General features: G+C 42.1%; 8 protein-coding genes and 1 rRNA gene. All 9 read right to left on the reverse strand.

The genetic code is table 11. The annotated features are described in order from the left end of the window. Positions 1 to 182, reverse strand: a 16S ribosomal RNA gene (locus BLP92_RS09540); the annotation flags it as partial. Between the two features lie 617 nt (positions 183 to 799). Next, positions 800 to 1,912 (reverse strand): HD-GYP domain-containing protein, encoded by a 1,113-nt coding sequence (locus tag BLP92_RS09545; protein ID WP_090842736.1) that lies wholly within the window; start codon positions 1,910 to 1,912, stop codon positions 800 to 802. Between the two features lie 187 nt (positions 1,913 to 2,099). Continuing rightward, the gene (gene gyrA, locus BLP92_RS09550; RefSeq protein ID WP_090842737.1) at positions 2,100 to 4,667 is read right to left on the reverse strand and encodes a DNA gyrase subunit A; all 2,568 of its coding nucleotides are present in this window, start codon (positions 4,665 to 4,667) and stop codon (positions 2,100 to 2,102) included. A 230-nt stretch (positions 4,668 to 4,897) separates the two neighbouring features. Beyond that, positions 4,898 to 6,811, reverse strand: a complete 1,914-nt coding sequence (gene gyrB / locus BLP92_RS09555; protein ID WP_090842738.1) for a DNA topoisomerase (ATP-hydrolyzing) subunit B — start codon at positions 6,809 to 6,811, stop codon at positions 4,898 to 4,900. 48 nt (positions 6,812 to 6,859) lie between these two features. Next, on the reverse strand, positions 6,860 to 7,120 hold the full coding sequence (remB, locus tag BLP92_RS09560; RefSeq protein ID WP_090842739.1) for an extracellular matrix regulator RemB: 261 nt from the start codon (positions 7,118 to 7,120) through the stop codon (positions 6,860 to 6,862). Between the two features lie 9 nt (positions 7,121 to 7,129). Further along, a complete protein-coding gene (recF, locus tag BLP92_RS09565; RefSeq protein ID WP_090842740.1) occupies positions 7,130 to 8,251 on the reverse strand; it encodes a DNA replication/repair protein RecF in 1,122 nt (373 codons plus the stop codon). A gap of 12 nt (positions 8,252 to 8,263) precedes the next feature. Further along, positions 8,264 to 8,482, reverse strand: coding sequence for a S4 domain-containing protein YaaA (gene yaaA / locus BLP92_RS09570; RefSeq protein ID WP_090842912.1), 219 nt, complete (start codon positions 8,480 to 8,482; stop codon positions 8,264 to 8,266). Between the two features lie 1,196 nt (positions 8,483 to 9,678). Continuing rightward, a complete protein-coding gene (gene dnaN / locus BLP92_RS09575) occupies positions 9,679 to 10,821 on the reverse strand; it encodes a DNA polymerase III subunit beta (RefSeq protein WP_090842741.1) in 1,143 nt (380 codons plus the stop codon). A 194-nt stretch (positions 10,822 to 11,015) separates the two neighbouring features. Continuing rightward, positions 11,016 to 12,371 (reverse strand): chromosomal replication initiator protein DnaA, encoded by a 1,356-nt coding sequence (dnaA, locus tag BLP92_RS09580; RefSeq protein WP_090842742.1) that lies wholly within the window; start codon positions 12,369 to 12,371, stop codon positions 11,016 to 11,018. Positions 12,372 to 12,958: the final 587 nt, after the last annotated feature.

Below are 12,958 nucleotides of genomic sequence, written 5' to 3' on the forward strand. Positions count from 1 at the left end.
TAGCCCCGGTTTCCCGGGGTTATTCCGATCTGGAAGGCAGGTTGCCCACGTGTTACTCACCCGTCCGCCGCTCATTCCACAGGCGTCCCCCCGAAGGGTTCTGCCTGTTTCCTGCGCTCGACTTGCATGTATTAGGCACGCCGCCAGCGTTCGTCCTGAGCCAGGATCAAACTCTCCAATAAATGGTAGAAGTCTGAACTTCTGACGTTCAAAACTGAATCTGGCTAAAGATTCTTTACTTGCTTTAAAAAAATTGACAGAGAATGATTCATTCTCTTTACCTTCTTCTTCGTCTTTTGTTTAGTTTTCAAAGAGCAAATCGCTGTTACAAAAAAGTTTCTTCCATAAATAGCGACTTATTACATTATATCTGTTCACCTCTATGAAGTCAACAATATTTTTAATGTATTTTATATAAATACGTCGCTGTTTTTTGCAGCAACGAGAATAAATGTACCATGATTTTAAAAACGAATGCAACAACTTTCTTTTATTCAGAATAATTGTTTTTTTGCTTCACAATATACAGTGTATTTGCATAATATTTCTCTATATATAGATAATTCCTTGTCTTTTAAATAATTTGTTACATGCAGGATTTGTACAAAGTTTCTTCTAATATAAAATTAATCTGATTCAATATTGCAGCTTGCAGTTTCCACACCACCTTCGAAGGCATGCATCCGCTGGTAAGCGCAGGTGAAAATACATGCAATAGGACAACTACACTTCTTTTTTCACTTAATCAACAAGCTGAAAGCTGCGGAAAGGATCTCTCTCCGCAGCTTTCATGTTTCTACTATACAGATGCAGCTGTTTCTCCATTAGATACTTCGGTGATATACAGCTGAGGATGATTCTTTAATATAATTTCTTCATTTCCTTCTGTTTGCAAAACGGGACGCGTAAGATTAGAAGATTCTATTTCCATGACCTCTGCAGTAACACCGTTATTTAACCGCACCTGCTGGCCGGGGTACAAATCAAGCACCATATCTATAAACTCATTCACCATTTTTTTATCGAGTTTTCCGTATTCTTCTATTTGAAGCAGTTCGATAACGCGGTAAGGAGATTGTTTTTCCCGGTAGACGCGCTCCGCTGTCATAGCATGGAATACATCTGCAATAGTAATAATTCTTGCAAAAGGATGAAGTTTGCCGCTTACCACTCCCAAAGGATAGCCGCTGCCATCCTGTCTTTCGTGGTGCTGCAAAACTCCGAGCATTGCTTTTTTATTAAATCCTGGTACTTCTTCCAGCATGCGGTAGCTTACTACAGGATGTTTTTTCATTTCCTCATACTCATCTTTATTTAAGCTTCCTTTTTTATTGAAACTGTCAAAAGAGAGGCGTGCCATCCCGGCATCAGCAAGCAGTCCTGCAAGACCGGTCTGTATAACATCGGCATTTGAATAGCCGAGCTTTTTAGCAAGCATCGCACTGTAAATAGATACTGCAACCGCATGATAATAGATGTAATTTTTCTTATCACTGAAATGATGAAGCTCCATTAACTCTCTTTTTGTAGGATTTTTTTCATATAATGGAAGAAAAATTTCTCTCATTGTATAAGGTTCTATTTTAAGTCTTCCCTGCCATTTGCTGAATTCTTTTTTATATTTTTGTACTGCGCGCAGGTATCTGTTTGTAAAAGAATCATTGTCTTCCAGAAGACTGGTTCGTTCTATTTTATTTTCTTTTTCCTCTTTAAGAAGACTTTTGGGTTTGTAGGCGCTCCCGTCTACAAGTTTTGGTTCTACATGTACGCTGTATACTAAAAAGACATGCAGAATATCTATATGCTCCTGCTGCAATACCGTCTTCTTGCGGACCAGCGGCTGATTCGATAATTTATATACATCCCGTCTTAAAATACACCCCGGCACAAGTTCTTCAAGTTTAACGTGCATGGTCACCGCTCCTTTTTCTCTCTCCTTCTTATTTCATAGAAAAGTAGGCAGAAAGTCAATATATTTTATTGAAATAGAGCTGTTTTAAAGATATATAGAATCAAAGTACCATTATATACCAGAAATATTATAGGTCTTTAGATATAAAAAGAGATGATCCTGCACAGTGCAGGATCATCTCTGGAACCTATTCTTCTTCCGTTTCTTCCGAATCTTTTTCTGCTTCTGTCAGTTCATTTACCTCTGTCTCTTCCTCAGAAGCAGTATTTTCTGCTGCTTCTCCTTCTTCTGCTTCTGTTCCTTCAATTTCCTGCGTTTCTTCATCTTCTTTAATATTCACTCGTGCCACAGTGGAAACAAACTCTCCGTCTCCAACGCGGATCAGCCTAACCCCCTGCGTATTTCGACCGGTCTGAGAAATTTCTTCCACTCTGATCCGGATCAGTACGCCGTTGGTGGTGATAAGCATTAAATCGTGATCTTTTGATACAACTTTTAAGGAAACAACTTCTCCATTTTTATCCGTAACGTTGCATGTTTTAATTCCTTTACCGCCACGGGACTGCTCGCGGTACTCTTCAATAGGCGTCCGTTTTCCAAAGCCTTCTTCTGTAACGATCAGTACGTCCTGGTCCGGATAAAGAATATCCATTCCAACGACTTCATCATTTTCCCCAAGGCGTATACCTCTTACTCCAGCGGCTGTTCGTCCCATTAGTCTTACATCTTTCTCATGGAAGCGAATTGCCATACCTTTACGGGTTCCTGTGATAATTTCCTGGTCTCCGCTCGTTAAACGCACACCATGGAGTTCATCATCTTCTCTGAGTTTAATAGCAAACAACCCGCCTTTGCGAATCTTTTTAAAGGCCTGGAGATCTGTTCGCTTCGCTACGCCGTACTTCGTCATAAAGAAGAGAGACCGTTCATTATCTTCAAAGTCAGAGACCGGAATTACGGTGCTGATATGCTCATCCGGATCGATCTGGAGAAGATTGATGATCGGAATTCCTTTGGATGTCCGCTTCTGCTCCGGTACTTCATATCCTTTGATACGATATACCTTTCCTTTGTTAGTAAAGAAAAGCAGATGGTCGTGCGAGTTTGTGATAAACAGGTGTCTTACAAAATCTTCATCATAGGTGCCCATTCCCTGGACACCCCGGCCTCCGCGCTTCTGGCTCCGGTAAGTGGACACCGGCAGACGCTTAATATAGCCCTGATGAGAAAGCGTAATAACCACGTTTTGACGCGGAATTAAATCCTCGTCTTCAAAGGTATCTTCGCCGATGGTAATAATGGTACGGCGCTCATCTGCAAAACGGTCGCGGATTTCAATCAATTCTTCCCGGATGATTTCGAGTACTTTTTCATCATCTGCAAGAATTGCTTTCAGCTCTGCAATTTTGGCAACGAGATCTTTATATTCTGCTTCAATTTTATCGCGTTCCAGACCGGTAAGACGCTGCAGACGCATATCCAGAATCGCCTGGGCCTGATCATGAGAAAGCTCATAACGCTCCATTAAGCCGTTTCGGGCAATTTCTGTCGTCTGGGAGGCACGAATCAATTCAATTACCTCATCCAGATGGTCAAGTGCAATACGCAGTCCTTCCAGAATATGTGCGCGGGCCTCTGCTTTCTTTAATTCAAATGCAGTACGCCGGCGGATAACCACTTTCTGGTGCTCCAGGTAATGATAAAGCACTTCTTTTAAGGAAAGCACTTTCGGACGGCCGTCTACCAGGGCAAGCATATTAATACCAAAACTAGTCTGCAGGGCTGTCTGTTTGTATAGGTTATTCAATAACACGTTTGCATTTGCATCACGGCGCAGTTCAATCACAATTCTCATTCCGGTACGGTCAGATTCATCACGAAGGTCTGTAATGCCGTCGATCTTTTTATCACGTACGAGCTCTGCAATTTTTTCTATCAATCGTGCCTTATTTACCTGGTACGGTAATTCCGTTACGATGATACGCTGCTTTCCGTTTTTCTCCTGGATATCAGCTTTTGCACGGATGAGAATGGATCCTTTTCCTGTTTCATAAGCACGGCGGATTCCGGATATTCCAATAATCTCAGCGCCAGTTGGAAAATCAGGTCCTGGAATATACTCCATTAAATCAACAGAGGTAAGTTCAGGATCTTCTGATAAAGCAAGGACGCCGTCAATTACCTCGTTTAAATGATGCGGTGGAATATTGGTAGCCATTCCTACAGCAATCCCTGAGGTACCGTTTACAAGCAGATTTGGAAAACGGGCAGGAAGTACTTTCGGCTCGGATTCAGATCCATCGTAGTTTTCCTGGTAATCGATAGTGTCTTTATTTATATCACGGATAAGCTCCATTGAAATTTTCGACATCCGTGCTTCTGTATAACGCATCGCTGCAGCAGCATCCCCGTCGACAGAACCAAAGTTACCATGACCGTCTACCAGCATGTTGCGATAGCTGAAATCCTGTGCCATACGCACCATCGTTTCATATACAGCAGAATCCCCGTGCGGGTGATACTTACCGATAACTTCTCCAACAATACGAGCTGATTTTTTATAGGCTTTATCTGAAGTAATCCCCAGTTCGTTCATTGCGTATAATATTCTTCGGTGTACCGGCTTTAAGCCGTCCCGTACATCCGGAAGTGCGCGGCTGACAATTACGCTCATCGCATAATCCATAAACGATGTCCGCATTTCCTGGCTAATATTTATATCTTTCACTCTATCATTGTTTTCCTGATCAGCCATACATAACCCTCCATTCACCGGGGAGTTCCCCGTTCTTAAGAAGTACTCTCCTTACCGTCCCGCTGTTACGTAAGATCGTATGTAGGTAGTAATTCTTTTAATATCAATAAATCGCAAAGGCTGAAGACCTCTCTTAAAACCGCTCAGAGAAGAGTATTTCAGCCTTTGCCTTCTGTATTTTCAGCGCTGCGAAAGTGATATGCGTGCCGCAAACCTTCCTGCGCTTTTATTTAAATATCAAGATTTTTCACGTAATGTGCATTTGCATGAATGAAATCACGGCGTGGCTCTACTTTATCCCCCATCAATGTTTCAAACACTTCATCTGCAAGCATGGCATCCGTTAAACTTACCTGCAGTACCGTTCGCATTTCCGGATCCATCGTTGTTTCCCAGAGCTGGGTAGGATTCATTTCCCCCAGACCCTTATAACGCTGCAGTCCCGGCTTCGGTGTCGGCTCCAGTTCACTGACAATCCGCTCCATTTCTTTCTCGTTATAAGCGTAGTGGATAGCTTTTCCCTGCTTTATCTGATAAAGCGGCGGCTGGGCGATGTAAATGTACCCTTCTTCAATCAAAGGACGCATATAGCGGTAAATGAAAGTAAGCAGCAGTGTGCGGATGTGCGCTCCATCCACGTCCGCATCTGTCATAATAATGATTTTATGATATCGCGCCTTGGAAATATCAAAATCTTCTCCAATTCCTGTACCGAGCGCGGTAATAATCGCACGGATTTCATTATTGGAAAGAATTTTATCCAGACGTGCTTTTTCTACATTGATAATTTTCCCCCGAAGCGGCAGAATCGCCTGGAAATGACGATCTCTTCCCTGCTTTGCAGATCCTCCGGCAGAGTCACCCTCCACCACATAAATTTCACTGATGGAAGCATCTTTAGAAGAGCAGTCGGCAAGTTTACCAGGAAGCGAGCTTACCTCCAGTGCAGATTTCCGGCGTGTAAGTTCACGCGCTTTTTTCGCTGCGTCCCTCGCCCGGGAGGCCATCAGTCCTTTTTCCACTACCTGTCTTGCAACGGTAGGGTTTTCTGCAAGAAACTTGGACATATGCTCTGAGAAAAGAGAGTCTGTGATCGTTCTTGCTTCACTGTTTCCAAGCTTTGTTTTTGTCTGTCCTTCAAACTGCGGATCAGGAATTTTCACAGAAACAATGGCAGTCAAACCTTCCCGGACATCATCACCAATTAAGTTTGCATCCTGCTCTTTGAATAAATTATTTTTACGCGCATAGTCATTAATCACTCTGGTCAGACCAGTCTTAAATCCGGATTCATGTGTTCCGCCTTCGTGTGTATTAATGTTATTGGCAAAAGAATATAAGTTGCTGGAAAAGCCATCATTATACTGCATTGCAATTTCCACATGGATGCCTTCCTTATCTCCCTCCAGGAAGATCGGCGGCTCATGCAGCGCTGTTTTTGTCCTGTTTAAGTGCTCTACAAAGGACTGAATTCCGCCTTCATAAAAATACTCTGCTTTCTTGCCGTCTTCCCGCTTGTCGTCAATATAAATACGAAGTCCGCGGTTAAGGAATGCAAGCTCCCGTAAGCGGGTAGCCAGAATATCGAATTCGTATTCTGTCGTTTCCTTAAATATTTCTTCATCCGGCCAGAACGTAATAGAAGTTCCCTGCTTTTCCGTTTCTCCGATTACTTCAAGTTCTGTCTGCGGGATACCGCGTGCAAAATCAATAAAATATATTTTGCCTTCCTTGAACACCCGGACTTCAAGTTTGTTAGAAAGCGCGTTTACTACAGACGCCCCTACCCCGTGAAGTCCTCCGGAAACTTTGTAACCGCCGCCGCCGAATTTACCTCCGGCGTGGAGCACCGTCATAATTACTTCTACAGCCGGCCGGCCCATTTTCTCATGTATCCCTACCGGTATCCCCCGGCCGTTATCTTCGACCGTAATGGAGTTATCTTCGTTAATCGCTACATGTATCGTGTCACAGTAACCGCCCATTGCCTCGTCAATAGAGTTGTCTACAATTTCCCATACAAGATGGTGCAGACCGCGGCTGCTCGTTGATCCTATATACATTCCCGGCCGTTTCCGAACCGCTTCCAAACCTTCTAATACCTGAATTTGACTTTCATCATAAGATTGATTATCAAGTCCCACTATTCTTCACCTGCATTTCTTCCCGAACCTTTTAACAGGCCGGATGAATTATTCTTCTTCATGACTGAATGTTGGTGTTTCAGCACGCCGTTTCAGCGTATGTGAGGAAATTGGAGATAAATAAACACATTCATCCGTGACGACAATAGACTTTGCCGCATCCTCAGTTACCCGCTGCGTCCTTTTCTTTTCCATACTGTCCTTGATGAACGCTTTATTCTCCGCTGAAGCTTCTTCACTCTGATGATCTATAATCGTGATAATTTTTTCTGCTTTTAATACGATGTCGCCACCCAAATGAATAAACATGTTTGTTCCTCACTCCTTTCGCATAATCGTGCCTTCTTCCACCAGAAAAGTAGCTGCCTCCCGGAGGAGCTGGTGGTCAATTCCTTCAACGCTTGTAGTAGTAACAAACGTCTGCACTTTTCCTTTGATGGAATTTAAAAGATGCGTCTGGCGATGATCATCAAGTTCCGATAAGACATCGTCCAGCAGCAGAATAGGATATTCTCCTGTTTTTTCATAGATCAGCTCGATTTCCGCAAGTTTCAGCGAAAGTGCGGTGGTTCTCTGCTGTCCCTGGGAGCCAAATGTCTGAATGTTTCTGCCGTTTACGTAAAAAGCAAGATCATCCCGGTGCGGACCAATCTGCGTCGTGCCGCGCCGCATTTCCTGCTCACGCACCCGAGCAAAGTCCGCTGCGAGCACCTGCTGCAATTCTTCCGTCGACATATGCGGTTTAACTGCTGTCGTAGGTTCATAGGAAAGTGTTAACTCTTCTTTTCCGCGGCTGATGTCCCGGTGAATCGGGCTGGCCCATTCCTGCAGTGTCTCGATAAAAGCAAATCTTCGCTTCAGTACTTCTGCTCCGGATTGAATAAGCTGCTCTGTCATTACATCCAGCATCGCTTCATCCGCCGTGCGCTTTCGTTCCCGCAGATCTTTCAGCCACTGGTTGCGCTGTTTTAATACCTTATAATACTGGGATAAATAATATAAATACACGGAATTAATCTGTCCCATTTCAATATCTACAAAACGTCGTCTTATCTGCGGACTGCCTTTCACAAGTGTAAGGTCTTCCGGTGCAAACATGACGATCGTACATGTACCTATATAATCACTGAGACGCTTTTTCTCGATAGCGTTCACTTTTACTTTTTTGCCTTTATTGGAAAAGATAACTTCCATTTCCATCGGTCCATGTTTATTTGTAAATCCGCCGCTGATCCGGGCAAAAGGCTGGTCCCAGCGGATTAATTCTTTATCACGTGAAGTACGGTGAGATTTTGCTAATGCCAGCACGTAAATGGATTCCATCAGGTTTGTTTTTCCCTGGGCGTTTTCACCGAGAATAACGTTTACCTGGTTTTCGAATCGAAGAGAGAGATCTTCGTAGTTCCGGTAATCTTTCAGCTTTAATTCATCAATATGCACAAAAGACCTCCGCTATTCAGTGACAATAGTTATTTCACCGATTTCTTCTATGACTACGTGATCATTCGGATAAAGCTTTTTTCCGCGCCTGTTCTCCAATTCTCCATTTACCCAGACTTCATATTCTGCTAAAAACGGTTTTGCTGCTCCACCTGAGGGAATAATTCCTGCTTCTTTCAGCGCCTGACCGAGTGTAATAAATTCTCCCTGCAATGTAATTTCTTCGTTCATGCTTTCCGTCAGCTCACTTTCCACACTAAATACGTACAAATTTGTCTCACTCTACATTGTACTAAAATTATTGCTTTAACGCCAATATTCTTTTCTTTTTATACAATCACATGTTCGTATTTTTATTTCAGCCTTTTGAGAGAGGAATTTTATACTTTCAAAAGTACTGTTGTGCTGGAACATTTCTTGTTGAATTCTCTATTTATTTAGTGCAGCTGGGAACCTTTCTTGATTGACCGTATTAAATGGAATTAAATTCCATTTAATACATACAGCAGAATCGATTTAGTTCCGGTGATGAGAAAAAATAGAGAGCCCAGTAAATAAATCTACTTATTCACTGCCGCATAATTCTCCACACAAAAGTAAAGCAGCCTCTCTCATGAAGGCTGCTTTCAAGCAGTTAAAAAAGTGCTTTTTCTGTATAAGACGCTATTATGCTTTGTCTTCGAAGGTACGCGTTCCGGAGGGAACTCTCTCAGCTAACCTGCCGTTGGCAGCTGGATCTTCGAATCGTTCTTAATCCTCTCGGAGTCGACCTTCTGCGACTGCAGCTTAGAAAAAAAGACGATTGGATTTTATACGTCGTTTCCATTACAATCGCAGCTTTTTCTATGGATCTGTTGAAGTCTGAGGCTCTTATGCAAACTTAGTGATAATAAGATTTATTTAACAAATTTCCTGAATTTAACCAATTAACTCTGACTGTTTAAACCTTTACTCAAGGTTTTTTAAGCATAAGAACGATTGGAAAGTTAATAACCATAAAAATAAATTCACTTTTTACGCGTAAGAGCGAAGTCTGATGTTGATATAAGAACATTACGCCTGCGGCTTCTTTTTCTGCGCTTGCCGCGGAGAAATCCTTCAGCTATCCCTCTGAAATCAGCAGGGTTCTTGAAAATCGCCTTGTCTTGATTTTGTTGATAGAAAAGCTTGTAATAAAAAACAATCTTTTCTTTTGTTTCACAAAGGGAAGAACGAAGCGAAAACCGGCGGACGCCTGTGGAAGAACGAGCTGGGAAGATCCCGCAGCGAAGCGAGGAAGCTGAGGCGCTCGTCCACGGCAAGCCTGCCGAGTTGCAGCGAAGTTTTCTCCTATCAACAATGAGCATTAACAGAGCTTTTTCTATAAAAACCTATTCTCCATATAAACACTTTGAAAGCAGCCTCCCTTTTTGAGAGACTGCTTTATTTTAATACGTACGTACAGGAGAGAACAGATGAAGCATGTAGTCTCTGTCTGCAGGACGCATAATGAATGGACTCATCGCTCCGGTGAACTGAACAGATACATCTGTTGATTCAATTACACGGAGAGCTTCGATAATATTTTTTCCGTTGAAAGAAATTCGCAGTTCTTCTCCTTCAAAAGCGTCACAGTTTACCTCTTCTGTGACTTTTCCTACTTCGGGAGTCACCGAAGTAATCTCCAGTTTACTTTCCCCGATTGACTTCAAGTTTACGACATTATTTTTACCATCGCGTGATAACAGCAGCGCGCGTTCAATCGCAGCTAGTAATTTTCTGGCATCGACCTGCACCGTAGTCTTGGAATTGGAAGGAATCATATTTTTTGTTGCTGGATAATTTCCATCAAGCAGGCGTGAGAAAAATAAAATATTTTTTGCTTTAAACAGAGCCTGGTTATCCGTCACTGTTACATCAATTGTTTCTTCCGTATCATCTAAAATTTTACTTAATTCAGAAAGACTTTTTCCGGGAATAACCACGTTGGAAAACTCAAGGTCCGTATTACTGTTTTCAATTGCTGCTTCCCGCATAGCAAGGCGGTGGCTGTCTGTAGCCGTGCAGTAAAGCGTTCCGTTCTCCATCCCCCAGTGAATTCCTGTAAGGATCGGGCGAGTTTCTGCTGTGGATACTGCAAATGCCGTCTGCTTAATTAAGGCTTTTAACAAATCAGTTTTCAGCTGAAAAGAGTTCCCCTCTTCTACTTCCGGCAGTCGAGGAAATTCATCTGGATCGAGCCCGTTTAAATTAAATTCGGAGCTTCCGGAAATAATTTTTGTCACGTTCTGCTCATTGACTGAAACCTCTACAGTAGCTTCCGGCAGCTTTTTAATAATATCAGCAAAATATTTAGCCTGAAGAACGATCGAGCCTGGAGTTTCAATATCTACAAGCTGGTTGTCCCCATCTTCTGCAGGAATAAAAGCTTCTATCGATATATCAGAATCACTGCCTGTTAAAGTTACTCCGTCATCAAAAGCAACAATTTTTAAGCCTGATAAAATCGGCATCGTTGCTCTTGAAGAAATCGCTTTGGATACGTGCTGGATATTTTGAACAAATACATCTCGCTGAATTGTAAATTTCATAATGTAGAAACCTCCTCGAATAACTGCTGCTGAAGCAGCTTATATATTTATTATTATTTAATAATTTAAACCGTAGTAATAGTACTAGGGCCTGTGAATTTGTGGATAACCTCAGAAAACCCTTTTAGAATAAAGTTATACACATGTGGATAGAATGTGTATAAGTGCGTACCGTTTGTCCACAAAGTGCACAATTATTTTGAACGGAGCTGGGCAGTAATATCTTCTACTTCCTGCTGAAGCTCCTTATCTTCCCGCAGTAGTTTTGAAATCTTTTCATGTGCGTGGATGACAGTAGTATGATCCCGCTTCCCAAAAACGGCCCCGATTTTCGGCAGAGAATGGTCTGTCATCTCTCTTGCCAGGTACATTGCAATCTGGCGCGGATAGGCAACCGTTTTCGTACGCTTTTTCGCTTTCATATCTTCCACTTTCACACCATAGGCTGCTGCTACGGTCGCTTGTATATCATCTATAGTAATATCTCTTGATTTAGTATTCGGGATAATATCTTTTAATGCGACCGCTGCCAGGTCGGCATTCATATCCTGATTGATCAGCGAAGAATACGCAACGACACGGATAAGTGCTCCTTCAAGTTCCCGGATGTTTGTATCGATTTGATTTGCGATATAAAGCATGACTTCATTCGGAATATCCAGATTTTCTGCTTTTGCTTTCTTGCGTAGAATTGCGATTCTTGTTTCAAGATCCGGAGGCGTAATGTCTGTAATCAGTCCCCACTCAAACCGCGACCGCAATCTGTCTTCCAGTGTAGGAATTTCCTTCGGCGGCCGGTCACTGGAAATAACAATCTGCTTTCGTTCTTCATGAAGAGAATTAAAGGTGTGGAAAAATTCCTCCTGCGTCTGCTCTTTTCCCGCGAGGAATTGTATATCATCGATCAGCAGCACATCCACGTTCCGGTACTTATTGCGAAAATGAACGGCTTTGTTATCCCGGATGGAATTAATAAACTCATTAGTAAATTTTTCTGATGACAAATACACAACCTTGGCATCAGGATTATGATCAATCACATAATGTCCGATTGCATGCATTAAGTGCGTTTTCCCAAGTCCAACGCCCCCGTAGATAAAAAGCGGATTATAAGCTTTTGCAGGTGCCTCGGCCACTGCAAGTGACGCTGCATGCGCAAATCGATTCCCGCTCCCGATAACAAACGTATCGAATGTGTATTTTGGATTCAGCATATGCTTTGGCGGATCGTCTGCATTTTTTGCTGGAGGCTCCGGTGGTTTTTGCTTCATATCGAGCTGCGGCTCTGCCATATCATCCTTAGGAAGAATAAACTTAGCTTCAAGCTCTGCTCCCGTAAGCTCCTGCAGCGTATCAGTAATAATATTAAAATAGCGGTTTTCCAGCCAGTCTCTGGCAAACTCGTTTGGTGCCACCACAGTAATTGTATTGGAACTCTGATCGATTGAATCAGCTTCCGTATCTTTAAACCATGTATCGAAGCTTGGCTTGCTTACTTTTTCTTCAATTTTGGAGAGTGCCTGCTCCCAAAGATCATCTAAATTCTCCACGCATTTCCCTCCTTCGCTCTTCCCTGTACTATAACAATGAAACGCAAAGATACCTGCTGACTCCTTCTTTGTATAAGTCTTGTACACCTTGAATGAATAAAAATACACACAGATGTTGTGTAAAACATATAATATAGAAGGAAGCAGGTAATTAACGATATTCACAGTCTTGTGGATAAACTTATTAAAGCTTTTGTATAACTATCCACACTGTTATACACAGCTGTGGATAGTTTTTATCGAACCGAATAATTTTCCACGAGAAAAACATCACTATCGTATCAAAAAAACAGGCATATGACAATCATTCTTTAAAGTTATCCACAAAATTCTACCTGTTGTGTTTAAATATTATCCACAACACTAGATACTGTGAATTACCTGTGGGGAAGTTTGTGCAGGAGAAAAATAAAGTGCAGAATATTATCCACAGGCAGCGAAAAGAAAAAATTAATTAATTTTGTAGAAGTAAATGAAAAGTACAGGAAGGAAAATTTCTGAAGAGAATCATCTATCTTTTTTAGAGGACTGTGAAATATTCATTGGCTTTTTTTATCAAGGCTACCTTGAAAATAAAAGTTCCGCTA

It is taken from the genome of Alkalicoccus daliensis (assembly GCF_900103955.1).
Lineage (GTDB): Bacteria > Bacillota > Bacilli > Bacillales > Salisediminibacteriaceae > Alkalicoccus > Alkalicoccus daliensis.